Raw genomic sequence first — 15,891 nt, forward strand, 5'->3', positions numbered from 1 at the left:
TTATTAATTATAACGTCCAAAGTTGGCACAGGCTGACCCAAAGACTTTATGAGCCTGAAGTAATTGCCCATGGAGACACCGTGAAACAATTTCTGGCTAGTAGCCGCAATGTACTCTAAAAAAACGATGGATTGTGACCCAAATCGACAAGAGTAGGCATTACTGTTTTATGAATAGTATCTTGATCTTGAAGACTGCCTTTGAATTGAGCCAATCACTGAGTCAACTCTTTGAGCACAAAAGGGGTAAACTCTACGGCTTAACACCGTTTGGTAAACTGGAATGAGTGGATTTAACGGGCTGACTTCAAGGCATTCATCTAGCTCGTTCATTCAAAACCACTTCGATCAGCCCACCAGCGTGGAGAAACCTTATCTATTTTGACAATCGTAGCACGGATGCGTCGAATGGATCGTTTAATGCCAAAACCAAGGCCTTTCGATGCCATTCCATGGGGTAAAGAACACCGAATTCTTTCTTTACCTGCTTACGCAGTAATATACTTAGCACACATATCTCCACAACCTTTGAGATTGCTCCTTAATCCGGATACAAATCAAACAAAAAAAAAGCACTCAAATCGCTGATTATGAGTGCTTTGTCTTTTTACTTGCAGAGAGAGAGGGTAGCTGATATTAGACTGATAATCAGTTATTTACTGGTAATCAGTCTAATATATACACCTTATAGGAACTTGTATACAGCAGACTATCACAAAAACATAATGTTGTAAGGGGTTGATTATGAGATATTTACTCTGTGTTCTTTTAGGAAAACAAGTATCCTATTTAGTTGTAATGGGTGAATTAGAACCCAGATACAGTGTATAGCAAAAGTCATATTACACTATGTCTAATATAAATTTTATAGGCTTATTCACAGATTAGTAGCTTTTCTTGTTATTAGTCATTAACGAAACTAAAAATTAATAACTGAGAAATCTCTTTCTGTAATAACGTACAATGCTTTACCCGATGGATGGAATTTAATACTAGTAATTGAATCATTAAATTGGCCATCTTTAATCGTTGTGCCGGATGCCACATCTTTGATTAATATATTATTCAAATCTCCGAATGCAATCTTTTTTCCATCGTTACTAAATTCGATCCGAGTAATATCTTTCATATTCGAAAATGGTAGCTTACTTACTATTGCTCCGGTGTTTAGATTAAATATTGTCAACGTATTTATATTTGAGGAAGCTGCTAAATAGCTACCATCTTTACTTACGCTAGAGTAATAAATAAAATCTTTATTGGAAAAATATATATTTTTAAGCTCTTTGCCAGTTGCTAATTCTAGTAATTTTATATTTCCGGTATTATAATCAAAAGAATAAACTTTTTGATTATCATTACTCATGCCAAGATAACGCCCTTTAAATGAAAAAATATTTTTGCCAGAATTTATATCCCAAATACTAGTTTCGTTGTAATCGCCATCTTTATTGTAAAATACAAAATTACCATCTGAGCTGAGTATTGATGAAGTATCGCAAATGGATGTAGAATTTGAGCCTAATGATTGCTTAAGTATTGGAGTATTTGTACCTTGATTTATATCCCATCTAGTTACCTCAGGACAAGGATTTTGCCCCAAAGTGGTCAAAATATTATTATTAATGTTTACTACTTTTATATAGTTGTTATTACTTAAACTCGGCATTAATTGCTGACCATTAATAGTATTCCAAATTTTAAAAATACTCTGATCTACCGTCGCCATTAATTTGCTATTGATAGAAATGGCTCCTGCTTTTACTAAATGTATATGCCTTTCAGTTGGAATATTGTATGCCTCTCCGGTTGCAGGATTATATAGTGAAATTATATTATCATTCATCGAATGTGCTTTAGCTAAGAACTTACCATCAGAGCTAATTGCTGCAATTCCGATTTCCTGAGACGGTTGAGACCATAATACTGCCAAATTTTTAGCATCTATCACACCCAAATTAGTGATATAGTAACGCCCATCGTAGCTTATATTATAACCATAGCCCAAATCCAATTTTTTTTCTATTCGCTTACTAGCTATATTCCATATATTGACAGAATATTTATTGCTAGAATAATCATAGCTATTTGCAAAAATTCGCTCACCATTTAGGTCGATAAATAAATTGAAAAGTGGAGTTTCACTATCCGTTTGCTTCCAAATTTCTTTCCCAGTGGCCGCATCATATAGGATAAAATATTTACTAAACCCCGCAACGATATACTTTTGATCTTTTGTCATTGATACGCTATAAGGGGTCTCAACTGTGTTTATTGTTTTTATCAACTCACCAGTAGAGATACTCCACAATCGAATAGTCAAATCGGCACAGCTAACCAAATATTTATTATCAGCAGAAACATTTATGCTGTATATATAGCCTGTATGTGCACTCAAGGTTTTTTTTAGAATACCATTTTTCCAATCCCAAATAAAAATCTTATTATTACTTGTAGAGAACAAATCTTTTTCATCAACCGAAAGCCTTAAAATTTGATTTGTAAATGACCCACCGTCTAATGTTTTTAAAAGAGCTTTATTTGAATAATCCCAGACTTTTATCTTATCTAGTTCTTGTGAAATTACAATACCATTGTTTGTAATAGCAACAGCACCGATATTTTTATAGACCATCTTTTCGGTAATTGAAAAGCCAGAAGCAACTGGAATTACTATTGATACATTAATCGAAGTTTCAAGTAATATCTTATCGTTGCAACTTGTTAAGGCTTCGGCGGTTATTTTATAGTTTCCATCATTCGAAAAATTATATGAAAATGACTGACTTTTTAAGAGTGTGGTGGAATTTATTTTTTTATTACTCCCATCTGTAATACTCCATGTAATTTGGTCAGAAATGTCAGCAACTTCTCCAGATAATGAAAAAATATATTTATTTAGATCGCTTGCATCTACAACTGAGGATAAACCCGCTGGTTTAATGCAAGTCTTTGTAGGTTCAGCTTCTTTTTTACAGGATATTAAACTGTTCAATAGCATAAAAAGCAAAATGAACTGTAAGCCTTTGGTAGTAATTATTTTGTTTAACATAAATTTATAGTTCTTATTTTTTTAATTTGGTAAAATTAGGAATAAGATAAATTAAATTTCATCTTCCAAGAAGAAAGCTTTGATAAAGCGTATCAAATTTTCTTGAGTTTCTTTCTCGCCTGACGATGCTAGAACTTCTCTAGCAAACAGTTTTACTTTCTTATCATTTTCCTTTTTCTGTATTGTCATCTCTTCATACAACTTAAACTGTGTATAGAGGTGATCATATTTCTGTTCGAAGGACTTCAAATCTGCACGCACTCCAATTACCTCCCGTAACCTCTCTTTTAATTCAGCATTCATTTTTTCCAACTCCTTTACTCGTTCACTAGTTTCGCTACTTCCATAGCCTAGTAATTCAGGCGTTGAAACACCCAGTGCAGACGCGATTTCCTCAATCCGTTCTAGTGTCAATTTCTTACCCTTCTTTTCAATCTTGGCGTAGTTTGACACATCCACTCCTAAGGCCGTAGCCATCTCACTAAGCTTGATTCGCTTACTCTCTCGCAGTGCCTTTATATGCTCTGATAATTCCATACCCCAAACTTATTGGTTTTATTCGAACAATTCGTTGGTAATAATTTGCCAATATAATGGCAATAATTACTTGTGTTGTTGGTTTTATATTGCCATGTTTGTGGCCTAAATAAACCAATTGAAAATGTTAGGCACGAAGAGCACTACTACTTTAAGCGTTGCTATTCATGATTATGAGCAGCGTAGCAACCTCAAATTCACGCCAGACGAGAAGTTTTATGATCGTATTGGTATTAACCGGATACGGTTCTGGCAACTCGTCAAGGGCAAAAAGCGAATGTTTACGGATGAAGCCCAAGCATTAGCCAATTACTTCGGTATTACTGTCACTGATCTTCTCTAACCCTTTAACCCACCCTAACGATGCAAAAGCAACTTATCAGAAAACGGCTTACCAACAAGGTTACTGTGAGTCCGCGCAAGCTGGAACGTACTCCTGAATTTTCAGTCATTTTTATTCCGCGTAAACTTGGCCGAAAAAGCAAATCAGCGCCTATTTACTGTCGGTTGACTTATGCCGGTCAACGAACCATGTTTGCAACGGGCGTTCATTGCACCCTGGCTGATTTTGATGCCAAAGCAGTAACCATTAACGGCCAGCCTGATCAAACGCGAGTCTTACAAGCCCTGAAAGCGCAAGCTGAAAGGGGCTTTTCCGATTTACGGGTAACAGGACGAAAAATTAGTACCAGTGCTATTCGTGACTTGGCACTAGGTAAAACCCTGACCTTTGAGCAAGTCCCTATTTTGGTCGTTGCTTTTAAGCATTTTTTAGATGAACGCTCTAAACCCGAAGTCCAGACGGGCGATATTGATTTAGATACGCATAAACAGCATGAGCGTTGGGCGATTCGCATTGCTGAATACTTCGTAAAACAGTATGGCTCTAATTGTGAGCTGAATCAAGTCAAACCGGCTGATGCAAAGGGCTTATTGATCGACCTCAAACAGCAAAGTAAGCACTGTCACAATTATGCTGAAAAGATCGTTCAGCATACCAAACGGATACTGAATTACGCAGTAGAAAAAGAATGGATTAGCCGTAATCCATTCATGAATTACCGCGCTCGTCGGGAATTTAAAAAAGGTGAGTTTCTGACGGCTGAAGAATTAAGCCTGATCGAAGAAAGCCGGTTAGCTAGTCCGGTCCTGAACCGTATCCGCTCAATCTTCTTATTCCAGTGTTATACTGGACTTGCTTACAAGGATGTGGCGCAACTCCGACAAAGCCACATTCTCACCGATAAGGAAACCGGCTGGCAGTATATCAAAAAAGAACGGGAAAAAAGCGGGGTTACTCAGATAGTACCCCTTACCCCACAAGCACTGGCGATTCTGGAACACTACCGGGAGGATAAGGACTGCAAGCGAACGGGCTTGCTCTTACCCATTCCCTCTAACCAGAAAACCAATGGCTATCTGCAACAAATTGCTGCCTGTCTCAATATCTCCAAGATTGTCCGCACCCACGTAGCCCGACGTACCTTCTCCAATTTGCTCAAGGCAAAGGGCATGGACGTGAAAAACATATCGGTGATGTTAGGCCATACCAACACGGCCATGACTGAACGGCACTATCTGGATATTTCACCCGCTATGGTCATTAAGAACATGCAACGGGTCATTCGGGTAGCGAAATTAAAACAGGCATGAGTAAGCTCTATCCACTCTTGACGCTGGAACGAATGCCCGAAATCTTTGATGCAGAAGAAATAAGAGAGCTAATGGCCTTGCTGATCGTGTCGTTAGTCAGATCGAAAGAGTTTCATCATCTGACTCGCCACCAACAAGCCTACACCATTGATTTCTGCACCAGTGTACAAGCCCTTTTACTACGGGCTTACGATTCTCCCCATTCATAAGAAAAGGCACTTGCGTTGGCGCGCAAGTGCCTTTAGTCAATTTCAGTGCTGGTTAATCGCTACTAACCCGCTTTGGTATACAAGTCTATGAATTTATCCGACCTTTTACAAACCCGCCTAACTGATGCCAGCAATGTTCCTCCTATTGAGACAACGATCACCGTCAAGGACGGGATTTTTGCCATTAAAGGAGATATTTCGTTTGTCTCTGGTATGGCAAAATCGGGCAAGTCAACCATTTGCCGCTACATCATAGCTACGGCCCTGATGGAAACGATACCGGACGATTTCGATTCGTTAAGCATTCGCTCCATCTACTGTGAAGGCCGTCCGGTGGTCTATATTGATACCGAGCAACCCAAAGCCTTTACGATGAAGGCGAAAGACGAAATCAAACGGCTTTTGCGAACCGAAACCCTTCCTGAAAATCTGCACATTTTCAATTGGCGGCATCAGACCTATAAGGAAAACCGGGAAGCAATTCAATTGCTGTTTGATCACTTCACCGATTCGGCTTTATGGGTTGTGGATGGTATCACCGATTTTCTGAGTACGGCCAATGACGAAGAGAAAAGTAATGAATTGATTAACTTTTTCATGCGCTACTCGACCAGCCTAAACACGACTATTGTTCTACTCATCCATGAAATTCAAAATACGGGCAAGTTGCGGGGGCATTTAGGCAGTGAAGCCGAACGAAAGTGCGGGGGGGCTATTTCTATTCGCAAAGACCGGGAAACCAAAACGCATTGGATACAACCCAAATTAATTCGAGGGTCAGGTGATTTTGATAGCCACGCCTTCCAGTACGACGAAGACCAAAAAGGGTTTGTGTCTCTGTCCGATGCCAAGTCCAAAGAATTACGTACCCAACTCGATAAGCAGGAAAGCCGACTAGCCGAACTTCACCGTTTGGCTCAAGCCATTTATGGCGAAGAAATCCGCATTACGCGCACCGAGTTGAAAAAGGGTTTACGGCAACACATATCCCGCAAGCCCGGACAGGGAGACGAAGCCTATGACAAGGTAATTCAGCGAACCATTAAAGACATGCTGGATAACTATAATATCATTACCAACCTGGGCGAACCCAAGGACTCCTTCAAGTATCTGTGCGAAGTAGAGCCAGCCCCCAGCATGTTAAGCCTGTTTCTGAATGGCAAATAGGACAAAAGACAAGACGGACGGGCGAATACATGTATTTCCGTCCGTCTCTTTATAAAGGACGGACAGGACAGCTATATATAGGGGGTTTGTCCTGTCTGTCCAGTCCAAAAAGGAGTTTGTCCGTCCACATCTAGAATTGGACAGAGCCAAGAAGAATAGACCGCTGAAAGAAAAAGCAACTGTGGTTTTGTAGAAAATTTGGCAAATCGGCCAAAAGTAAGGCGAAAACAAAATATTATTTGTCGCCCAAAACTGGACATTCAGGACGGACAGGACAAACCCCTATACATAGTGAAAGTTGTCCGTCCGTGTCCGTCCGGTGATTTGTCCCCATTTCAGACAGGCCCAAAAAAGCGCACCAAATTTCATTCTGTTTCACTTAATCAATTTCCACCGATGTATTTTGATCAAGCCACCGTAAATCAACTAAAAGAAACCCCCATTACCAGTTACCTGCATAGCTTGGGGATTGAACCGGTCCGTTCGTCCGGTCAGGAGCTTATTTACTGCTCCCCCTTGACGGGTGAACGCAGTCCATCATTTTATGTCAACCCGAAAAAGAATCGGTTTAATTGCTTTAGCAGTGGCGAGAAAGGCGACGTGATCCGGCTGGTTAGTTTAGTGGAAAAAATTCCCTTCAAACCCGCCTGTGAACGACTCTGTGGCTTCGACGCTGAACAACCCCCTTCCTTTTCTTTCAGCGGTCTATCTATTGCCCCTACAACCCCAAAAACCGACGAGTCGTCAGCTATGACCTTGCTCGACGAACGAGCCTTATTTAATCGCGTCCTGATGGATTATGTCATGAGCCGGGGTATTCCACCCACCTTCGCCAAACGATACCTCTATGAGATTCGCTACCTCAATAAAAACCGGGCCTATTACGCTGTCGGTTTCAAGACCGATAAGGATAGCTACGCTTTACGCTCCAAGCTCTTTAAAGGCTGGTTAGGTGTCAGTGCCATCCGAACCATTCCGGTAGCAGGCTCCGACGAAATTGATTTGTTTGAAGGCTTTTTTGATTTTCTGTCTTACCTAACCATGAACCTGTTCGTACGTCCGGTTTGCACGACGATCATTCTTAATTCCACAACCAACCTCAAGCAAGCTCTGTCGGCACTGGAAGGCGCGAAACGCATCAACTGTTATTTTGACAATGACACTGCCGGACGTGCGGCCTATGGCAAATTACAGGCCGTTGGTTTCCCTGTTAAAGACCGCTCAAGTCTATACGCTAATCACAAGGATTTGAATGAGCTACTACAGCAAAAGTCTTAATAGGCTTTTGGGAGGCTTTTTAAGGGCTTCCGGCATGGTTTTGCCCGATTAGGAGCAGCTTATCATGTGCTTATACATTGCTTATGCAGCGATTATACAAAACTTATCGAGTCCAATTCACTACTTAACTTTATCCCAATGGAAGAACCAACCAAATCTAAACCCGTACGTAATTTCAAATATGAACGCGCCGAACGCTATGGGGAGCGGGTGTACTATCAAAAGATCTGTTTACACTGTAACGGTAAGTACGAAAGTATCAGGATGGATTCGGCCTTTTGTTGTCATCGATGCGCAAAGGCGGCCAGGAGGAAAAAAAATAATAAGTATAACTAAAGATAAGGATGGAAATTTCCATCCTTATCTTTAGTCTATGTTAAGGAATTTATAAACTGTTCAATAATAGAAATGGTATCTACTATTTTACTGTGGCCTTCAATACTAATTTTCAATCTACTTTCTTTGATAAAAAATTCATATACTATCTTGTCATTTGTTGTATATTTAATAGTTTCTTTTATGTCATCTTCCACCAAACTACCTTTTTTTTCTTCAACTGAATCTTCAAATTCGCTAACTAAACTCTCAAAGCTATTTTCATTATACTGAACTGGAAAATAAGCCACCTTAAGGGCCACAGGGAATATATAGTCAAAATTAAATGGTAAACTTTCTTTAGGTGCTTTTAGAGATAGTTGGCGTTTTATGAAGGCATATTTGATATAATTATTGCTTTGCTGTATTGATATTCTATAAACAAAATAGTCAGTTATAATTTCGCCTTCGCCCAGTGTGATTCGATCAATATTTTTTATGATACCTTTTCTCCTTAAGTTTAAAACATCTTTAATTTTCAAGTAAATTGCCTGAAGCTCTTCAAGTATAAATGTTTGAAATACTGAAATGACAAATATTTTTGCACTAGACGAATTACCATCAGGAGGATAATGACTTCTCTTAAATCCAGGGGCTTTTTCTACTAACATTAATGATTCATCAACTAAAGTAATATCCTTTGAAAGTAGCTTTAGATCAACGTATTCATCAGCTATAGCTTCATTTGGATTTGAAACTTCTTCGTTATATTCAAAAATTACAAATGAATTTGATGTATTTATAGTTGCATAGGGTGTCTGACTATATTTAATATTAGTTTTTGTTGCAATAAAGTCTTGAACAGATGACTTCAAATAGTCTCTAAGCGAAGTGTCTGTAAGCTGCCCATTTATCAATGCACTCCTATTCCGACCACTTAGCCCTTGAAATAAAAAATATGACCATATCCCATTTTGTAATGTGTCATCTGAGTATGATTTCTCAGTCGGGGAGCATGCATAATAAATTGCATGGTAGGGTATATCTTTTACGTACTTTTCTAGCCCTCTAGAGGATAATTCACCAATAGACTCTCTAGAAGTAAGTTTGTCTTTTAACTCTTTAGCGCATGCATCTAAAAAAATCAAGCTCTGTTTACACTTTGATTTACTTAAGGGAGCTAAAACTAGCTCATTTAATGATAGAGTTGTGTCCGTAAGATTTTGGATACTGGAATCCCAAGCCGTAAGCCTATTACCATGTCCTGCTTCATAGAAACCATGACCTGCATAATAGAAAATAAATCGATCAGTTTCAGTAAGGTTTCTAATGAGATATTGTATCTCATCATTTAGGGCTGTATTGGAAGCAAGGCTGTCAACTCTAATATGAATATTTTCTTCTTTAACACCTAGTGAACTAATTAAAACATTTTGAAAATCTTCAGCATCTTTTAGTGCGTACTTAACTGAAGTAATCTCAGAAAAACGATAGCTTTCTATCGCAATAATTATTGCGATAGTATCTTTAATAATCACCTGTCCAATATTGGTAATATCCACAGTAAAATCTTTTAATTTTGTTCAAAATTATTATTTATTATAGATTGTAAATAAATCAAATCGCTTACATCTTGGAGACGATGTATCATACTATGGCAATTTGAACAAAGTACTATAAAATCCGTCTGAGCATTCAATGAAATCTTCTCACCAATTAATTTTGAGAGAGGCTTCAAGTGGTGAGCCTCAATAAAATCTTTTCCAAGGATACCATACTTACTTTCAAAGTTAAATCCACATCCTTTACACGTGTAACCTTGAATATCTTTTACTTTTTTAACAAGTTTTGCGTTTCTTTCTATACGTTTATGTAATCTTATTTTTTGTAAATTTTCTACTCCTAAATAATTTTCTTCGTTTGATTCTTTATCATATTGAGAAATTGAAATTAATTCATTATAGAATAATGAATCATATGCTTTAATAATATGTAATATATCGTTACATAGCTCTGAATCAGTTGGAAGGTCTACTAAAGGATAATATTTTGCAATAATATTACCAGACTCATACAGCGATGCTAAATCTGAATTTATACTGTTCGTACTAGTTAAACATATTTTCTTTTCCTTAAAAACTATATTATTTAAATCTAACTGCATTCTATAATCTTCTGCCTTCAGCTCTAATACTTTCTTTGCGCCTTTTCTGTATTTTTCTTTAATTTCAGTTACACCTTGATTCAGTGATAAATAAAATCCGCTCATATCACTTTTAAAAAGAAAAACTGGATAGTATCCTGATTGAGCACTACTAGTAATAAAAGTATCAAATATGGCTATCCATGGGATTATAGTCCAGTTCCCAGCGCCAGCAGACCCTTTAATTAAATATCTATCATTATTAATAAACTTTGAAATTATATCTGGTAACGTATGTCTGATGGTTTTTGCTAGAGGGTGTCCAGTAAATCGTTGCGAATATGCTATTGTGTACTTTTTAAGCACCTCTTCAAAATAGACTATCATTATGATATATACCTAAAAGCAGTTATATAAAAAGTGATACCGCGTATCTAAAAGTTAATTAGGATACAAAAGGATACATTCTAAACTAAAAAAAGCACTCAAATCGCTGATTATGAGTGCTTTAATTTTTCTTTTGCAGAGAGAGAGGGATTCGAACCCCCGGACCTGTGACAGTCTTCGGTTTTCAAGACCGACGCAATCGACCACTCTGCCATCTCTCTTTCTGGGTGCAAATATACAACCCTTTTGAGATTTGTCAACCCATACCGGGCCAATTTCCGGCAAAAGCCGTAATTTTGAGGAGTCATTTCAATACATGAATGGTTCGCTTGTTGACTCATAAACGGCTAAACGGCTAGTACTCAACTACGCAACCAGTCAACAATTAATCTTCCCGTGGACGCTACCGAATCGCTACCCTCGCTTGAAACCGCCCGTAAACTGGGCCTCCTGCCCGACGAATTTGACCGTATTGCCCAAATTCTGGGCCGTCGGCCAAATTTTACTGAACTGAGTATCTTCTCGGTGATGTGGTCGGAACACTGCTCCTACAAAAACTCGATCGTCTGGCTCAAAACATTGCCGCGCGACTCAGATCGGATGCTGGCGAAAGCTGGAGATGAAAATGCCGGATTAGTTGACATTGGCGACGGCCTGGCCTGCTCGTTCAAAATCGAATCTCATAATCATCCGTCCGCACTGGAACCCTATCAGGGTGCTGCAACGGGCGTGGGCGGTATCAACCGCGATATCTTTACGATGGGTGCACGCCCGATTGCTCAGCTTAACTCGCTCCGTTTCGGTAGTCTCGATCTGGCCAAAACCAAGCGATTGCTGCGCGGTGTCGTGAAAGGTATCGGCGATTATGGCAACGCATTTGGCATTCCGACCGTTGGTGGTGAGCTGTATTTCGATGAGTGCTACAATACAAATCCGCTTGTCAATGCGTTCTCCGCAGGCATTGTTGAGGTCGGAAAAGTAGCCAAAGCGACCTCCTATGGTGTCGGCAACCCCGTATTTATCGTTGGTTCGGCAACGGGTAAAGATGGTATTCACGGGGCAACGTTTGCGTCGGAAGATATATCGGCAGCATCGACCGATAAGCTACCAGCCGTACAGGTAGGTGACCCCTTTATGGAAAAACTGCTGCTCGAAGCTACGCTCGAAATCATTGCAACGGGCTATGTGATCGGTATTCAGGACATGGGAGCCGCCGGCATCATCTGTTCAACGTCCGAAATGAGTGCGAAGGGTGAGCATGGCATGATCATCGACCTCGACAAAGTGCCAACTCGTCAGCTCAATATGGCCCCATTCGAAATTCTACTTTCGGAATCGCAGGAACGCATGCTCGTTGTGATCGAGAAGGGCAAAGAAGACGTTATTCAGGGCATTTTTGATAAGTGGGATTTAAATTGTGCCCAGATTGGTGAAGTTACCGATACTCAGCGGCTTCATTTCTACCGGTATGGCGAACTGGTAGCCGATGTTCCGGCCTATGATCTTGTGCTGGGTGGTGGTGCTCCTCAATACCATCGCGAATACCGCGAACCAGCATACATTAAAGAGTTTGCCAAATTTGACCCCTCGGATGTCGATGATCTGGAAAAGGATGAGCTAAAAAAAGTAGCGCAGCATTTGTTGACTCACCCAAATATCTGTTCCCGCAAGTGGGTCTATCAGCAATATGATTCTACAGTCGGAACGGCAAACCGCAGTACCAATGCACCTTCTGATGCTGCTGTCGTGCGTGTAAAAGGATCGGATAAATCAATTGTTATTACGGTCGATTGCAACAGCCGTTACGTCAATGCCAATCCTCGTCAGGGGGCAATGATCGCCGTGGCAGAAGCCGCCCGGAACATCGTTTGTTCGGGTGGAGAGCCTATTGCAGTTACTAATAACCTGAATTTCGGCAACCCGTATGTGCCGGAAGTCTACTGGCAGTTTGTTGAGGCCGTTCAGGGTATGGGCGAAGCCTGCCGCCGGTTCAGTACGCCCGTTACGGGAGGTAATGTCAGTTTTTACAACCAAAGCTCCGACGATGGCCCGGTGTTCCCAACGCCAACGATTGGTATGCTGGGTCTGATGGAACACCCCAGCCACCGAATGACACTCGATTTTAAAAATGAAGATGATCTGATTTATCTGGTTGGCCCTTCAACCGATGACATTGCCTCGTCGGAATATCTGTATTCATACAAGGGCATTAAAGCTTCTCCAGCACCGAACTTCGACTTTGAGACCGAGTGGCGTATCCAGGAATCGATCAAAACAATGATTCGAAATGGCTGGATCAAATCTGCCCATGACATATCGGACGGTGGCCTGTTCGTAACCCTGGCCGAATCGGCAATGGCGGGCGACAAAGGATTCCAGATCGAAACCGATGACCGCTATCGTACGGATGCATTCCTGTTTGGTGAAAGCCAGAGCCGGGTCGTTATTTCGATCTCGCCTGACCAGCAACAACACGTTGAAGGATATCTGGATGATACGATTCTGCCCTTTGCCTTTTTGGGAAAAGTAACCGCTGGTGGTTTCGTCGTCGACGATATAGCCGTACTAACCCTGGCCGAAGCAAAAGACAGCTACGATAACGCTCTAGGTAAAATTATGAGCTAACTGCTCCAATACGAATGAATAAAGCCTATTTTGAAACCTATCTCGAACGGCAGAAAGCTGCCTATGATGCTATCCCTATTGATCAGGTAGAACATATTATCAATCTGATCAAAAAATGCTGGGAAGAAGATCGTCAGCTCTTTGCGTTCGGGAATGGAGGTAGCGCGTCGAATGTTTCGCATTTTATTACCGATCTTGGCAAAAGCGCATCCGATCGGATGGGGAAACGGTTCCGTTGCTTATCCCTGAATGAAAGTATTTCGTGGATTACGGCCCTTGGCAATGACTATGCCTACGAGGATGTGTATGTCCAGCAATTGCACAATTATGCGCAACCCGGCGATCTGGTACTAACGTTGAGCGTTAGTGGAAACTCGCCCAATGTGGTAAAAGCGATTCACTGGGCGAAGGAAAATGGCTTAACAACCATTGCCCTGGTTGGTGGCAAGGGCGGTCGGCTCGCTGCCATTGCCGATGAAGTCATTATTGTTCAGGACGAACACTATGGCCGTGTTGAAGACGCCCAGATGACCATCTGCCACATGCTGTGCTATGGGTTTATTGAATCATAATGAATTGAGAAGAGACGCGCTATCCTGCGTCTCTTCTCATCATGAATAGCGATCATTACGCCAGGGATATGCCGTGTTTGAATAACCACGCTCTTCCCAGAAACCGAGCTGATTTTTAGTCAAAAACTCAATGCGTTTGATCCATTTAGAGCCTTTCCAGGCGTAGAGCTGGGGTGTAATCATACGCAGTGGTCCACCATGTTCGCGGGCCAAAGGCTGACCATCGGCCGTATGAACCAGCAACACATCGGGCTTGAGCGCTTCCTCGAGCGACAGATTGGTCGAATAACCATCATATCCGTAGCACATTACATGCGTTGTGGTACTTTTCGGATCGACCAGAGCAGCCAGGTCCATAAACCGAACTCCAACCCACGGAACGTCCAGCCGCGACCAGGTGGTTACGCAGTGAAAATCGCTGGTATCCTCAACCTGTGGTAATGCCATCAGGTCTTCCCATTTCAGCCGAATCGGGTTCTCTACTTCTCCATCAATGTTGAGTTGCCATTTGTCGAGCGGAATACTGGGCTGATAACCAAGGTCGAGGACGGGCCATTTTGTTGTGACTGTCTGCCCGATGGGTATTGTGGGCATGCCGTGTCGGTTTGGTAAACCCGATCCGCGTGGCTGCTCATCGGTCATGGATGGCGTTTGCGCCATTTTCTCTTCGAACCGACGCTTCAGTTTCATCCGTGCATCGATAATCCGATCGAGCTTATCAGGGTTTTCAGAGGATGTATTGGCTTCCATACAGATACCATTTTTAGTAAAACTCGGATTTTCGCTCAGAACCGTGCCACGGTTACTGATGCTGTTCCTGGTAACCGTGGCACGGTTCTGAGCGACTGCTTAGGCCACCCGTACGTAACTTCCCAGCAGTTTTACTTCGGCCGCATGATGATTTAGAATTTCCTGCAAATCCGGGTCGTCAGAATGACCTTCACATTCAATCAGGAACCAATAGCGAAATGTTGCCCCTTCGCGCAGGGGGCGGCTTTCGATTTTGGTCAGGTTAATATTCCGGGCATTGAATTCCTGCAGGAACTCGGCCAATACACCCGGCGATTCGGTGTTAGGCAGCTTGGCAATGATTGTTGTTTTATCGCTGCCACTCGGCTGATTTTTAAAATCTTTGGCCAGAATCAGGAACCGGGTGCGGTTCAGATCACTATCTTCAATATTGTCGAATAAAACAGGAACATCGAACAGTTTGGCCGCAATGTGCGAACAGACAGCTGCCGTATGTGGATTTTGGGCAGCCAGTTTAGCCGCTCTTGATGTCGATTCGACCGGAACCAGTTCCGCCTGCAAACCCTCAAAGGAATCGTTAAGGAACTTGCTGCACTGCCGAAATGCAATATCCTTGGAATAGATCTGCGTGATTTCGGCCAGATTTTCGGTCTGGGTCGCAAAAGTAAAGTGGACAGGAATCTGAACCTCGGCTGCAATGGTCAGGTCTTTTTCGAGCAGCAGGTCGATCGCTTCTTCGACGATACCCTCCTGATTATTTTCGATCGGAATGACACCAAACCTGACCCGTCCTGTTTCTACACTCTCGAATACCGATCGGATGGTTGGCAAAGCCATGTAGGCACTCATCGCCCCGAAACGGCTTTCGGCGGCCTGGTGTGTAAAACTTCCTTCCGGACCTAAATAGGCGACCCGCTCCGGTAATTCAAGATTGCGCGATACCGCAAAGATTTCCAGAAAGATAGCCTCAATCGCCGGGCGATTCATCAGGCCGTTGTTCTTCGTCTGCAAACGGTCTATTATTTGCTTCTCGCGCTCAGGGCGATAAATAACGGCGTTTGTCGAACGTTTGAGTTCGCCAACCCGACGCACAAGTTCCATTCGCTGGTTGAGGAGTGTCAGGAGTTGATCATCAAGCGCGTCGATGTCATTACGGAGGGATTCGAGAGTCATTTTTTGTCAGTCGCGTGCCGTCATCTGCCAG

The 15,891-nt window shown here is 41.7% G+C and carries 13 protein-coding genes and 1 tRNA gene; 7 read left to right on the forward strand and 7 right to left on the reverse strand.

Annotated elements, in window-relative coordinates:
* Nucleotides 1–918 precede the first annotated feature (918 nt).
* Nucleotides 919–3,051, reverse strand: a complete 2,133-nt coding sequence (locus G8759_RS10280) for a WD40 repeat domain-containing protein (protein ID WP_167207622.1) — start codon at nucleotides 3,049–3,051, stop codon at nucleotides 919–921.
* 51 nt (nucleotides 3,052–3,102) lie between these two features.
* The gene (locus G8759_RS10285; RefSeq protein WP_167207624.1) at nucleotides 3,103–3,588 is read right to left on the reverse strand and encodes a helix-turn-helix domain-containing protein; all 486 of its coding nucleotides are present in this window, start codon (nucleotides 3,586–3,588) and stop codon (nucleotides 3,103–3,105) included.
* A 124-nt stretch (nucleotides 3,589–3,712) separates the two neighbouring features.
* Here G8759_RS10285 and G8759_RS10290 point away from each other — a divergent pair, with 124 nt between their 5' ends.
* The 5 genes from G8759_RS10290 to G8759_RS10310 all read left to right on the forward strand — a co-directional run bounded on the left by G8759_RS10290 (nucleotide 3,713) and on the right by G8759_RS10310 (nucleotide 7,895).
* The gene (locus G8759_RS10290; protein WP_167207626.1) at nucleotides 3,713–3,931 is read left to right on the forward strand and encodes a hypothetical protein; all 219 of its coding nucleotides are present in this window, start codon (nucleotides 3,713–3,715) and stop codon (nucleotides 3,929–3,931) included.
* 20 nt (nucleotides 3,932–3,951) lie between these two features.
* Nucleotides 3,952–5,241 (forward strand): site-specific integrase, encoded by a 1,290-nt coding sequence (locus G8759_RS10295; RefSeq protein ID WP_167207628.1) that lies wholly within the window; start codon nucleotides 3,952–3,954, stop codon nucleotides 5,239–5,241.
* On the forward strand, nucleotides 5,238–5,450 hold the full coding sequence (locus G8759_RS10300; RefSeq protein WP_167207629.1) for a hypothetical protein: 213 nt from the start codon (nucleotides 5,238–5,240) through the stop codon (nucleotides 5,448–5,450). The genes G8759_RS10295 and G8759_RS10300 overlap by 4 nt, the downstream gene beginning before the upstream one ends.
* 87 nt (nucleotides 5,451–5,537) lie before the next feature.
* A complete protein-coding gene (locus G8759_RS10305) occupies nucleotides 5,538–6,617 on the forward strand; it encodes a hypothetical protein (RefSeq protein ID WP_167207631.1) in 1,080 nt (359 codons plus the stop codon).
* A 396-nt stretch (nucleotides 6,618–7,013) separates the two neighbouring features.
* Nucleotides 7,014–7,895: a CHC2 zinc finger domain-containing protein gene (locus G8759_RS10310; protein WP_167207633.1), complete on the forward strand. Its 882-nt coding sequence runs from the start codon at nucleotides 7,014–7,016 to the stop codon at nucleotides 7,893–7,895.
* A gap of 371 nt (nucleotides 7,896–8,266) precedes the next feature.
* Here G8759_RS10310 and G8759_RS10315 read toward each other — a convergent pair whose 3' ends face one another.
* The 3 genes from G8759_RS10315 to G8759_RS10325 form a co-directional block, all read right to left on the reverse strand.
* Nucleotides 8,267–9,772 carry a caspase family protein gene (locus G8759_RS10315; protein ID WP_167207635.1) on the reverse strand — a complete coding sequence of 502 codons (1,506 nt, stop codon included), beginning with the start codon at nucleotides 9,770–9,772 and terminating at the stop codon, nucleotides 8,267–8,269.
* Nucleotides 9,773–9,783: 11 nt separating this feature from the next.
* Nucleotides 9,784–10,740 carry an MrcB family domain-containing protein gene (locus G8759_RS10320; RefSeq protein WP_167207637.1) on the reverse strand — a complete coding sequence of 319 codons (957 nt, stop codon included), beginning with the start codon at nucleotides 10,738–10,740 and terminating at the stop codon, nucleotides 9,784–9,786.
* Nucleotides 10,741–10,876: 136 nt separating this feature from the next.
* A tRNA-Ser gene (locus tag G8759_RS10325) sits at nucleotides 10,877–10,961 on the reverse strand.
* A gap of 175 nt (nucleotides 10,962–11,136) precedes the next feature.
* On the opposite strand from G8759_RS10325, the gene purL reads away from it, so the two are divergent.
* Entirely contained in the window at nucleotides 11,137–13,365 is a 2,229-nt protein-coding gene (purL, locus tag G8759_RS10330; protein WP_167207640.1) for a phosphoribosylformylglycinamidine synthase subunit PurL, read from the forward strand.
* A gap of 14 nt (nucleotides 13,366–13,379) precedes the next feature.
* On the forward strand, nucleotides 13,380–13,937 hold the full coding sequence (locus G8759_RS10335; protein ID WP_167207641.1) for a D-sedoheptulose-7-phosphate isomerase: 558 nt from the start codon (nucleotides 13,380–13,382) through the stop codon (nucleotides 13,935–13,937).
* A 39-nt stretch (nucleotides 13,938–13,976) separates the two neighbouring features.
* On the opposite strand, the gene G8759_RS10340 is transcribed toward G8759_RS10335, so the two are convergent.
* Together G8759_RS10340 and pheA are read right to left on the reverse strand one after the other, a co-directional pair.
* On the reverse strand, nucleotides 13,977–14,687 hold the full coding sequence (locus G8759_RS10340) for a sulfite oxidase-like oxidoreductase (RefSeq protein WP_167207644.1): 711 nt from the start codon (nucleotides 14,685–14,687) through the stop codon (nucleotides 13,977–13,979).
* Nucleotides 14,688–14,786: 99 nt separating this feature from the next.
* Nucleotides 14,787–15,860, reverse strand: a complete 1,074-nt coding sequence (gene pheA / locus G8759_RS10345) for a prephenate dehydratase (RefSeq protein ID WP_167207646.1) — start codon at nucleotides 15,858–15,860, stop codon at nucleotides 14,787–14,789.
* Nucleotides 15,861–15,891: the final 31 nt, after the last annotated feature.

It is taken from the genome of Spirosoma aureum (assembly GCF_011604685.1).
In the GTDB taxonomy this organism is placed as follows: Bacteria; Bacteroidota; Bacteroidia; order Cytophagales; family Spirosomataceae; genus Spirosoma; species Spirosoma aureum.

What these genes read in the sequence shown, in the direction of transcription:
- G8759_RS10280 (WP_167207622.1), bottom strand. Translation starts at nt 3,051, where the DNA reads ATGTTAAACAAAATAATTACTACCAAAGGCTTACAGTTCATTTTGCTT.
- G8759_RS10285 (WP_167207624.1), bottom strand. Translation starts at nt 3,588, where the DNA reads ATGGAATTATCAGAGCATATAAAGGCACTGCGAGAGAGTAAGCGAATC.
- G8759_RS10290 (WP_167207626.1), top strand. Translation starts at nt 3,713, where the DNA reads ATGTTAGGCACGAAGAGCACTACTACTTTAAGCGTTGCTATTCATGAT.
- G8759_RS10295 (WP_167207628.1), top strand. Translation starts at nt 3,952, where the DNA reads ATGCAAAAGCAACTTATCAGAAAACGGCTTACCAACAAGGTTACTGTG.
- G8759_RS10300 (WP_167207629.1), top strand. Translation starts at nt 5,238, where the DNA reads ATGAGTAAGCTCTATCCACTCTTGACGCTGGAACGAATGCCCGAAATC.
- G8759_RS10305 (WP_167207631.1), top strand. Translation starts at nt 5,538, where the DNA reads ATGAATTTATCCGACCTTTTACAAACCCGCCTAACTGATGCCAGCAAT.
- G8759_RS10310 (WP_167207633.1), top strand. Translation starts at nt 7,014, where the DNA reads ATGTATTTTGATCAAGCCACCGTAAATCAACTAAAAGAAACCCCCATT.
- G8759_RS10320 (WP_167207637.1), bottom strand. Translation starts at nt 10,740, where the DNA reads ATGATAGTCTATTTTGAAGAGGTGCTTAAAAAGTACACAATAGCATAT.
- G8759_RS10335 (WP_167207641.1), top strand. Translation starts at nt 13,380, where the DNA reads ATGAATAAAGCCTATTTTGAAACCTATCTCGAACGGCAGAAAGCTGCC.
- G8759_RS10340 (WP_167207644.1), bottom strand. Translation starts at nt 14,687, where the DNA reads ATGGAAGCCAATACATCCTCTGAAAACCCTGATAAGCTCGATCGGATT.
- pheA (WP_167207646.1), bottom strand. Translation starts at nt 15,860, where the DNA reads ATGACTCTCGAATCCCTCCGTAATGACATCGACGCGCTTGATGATCAA.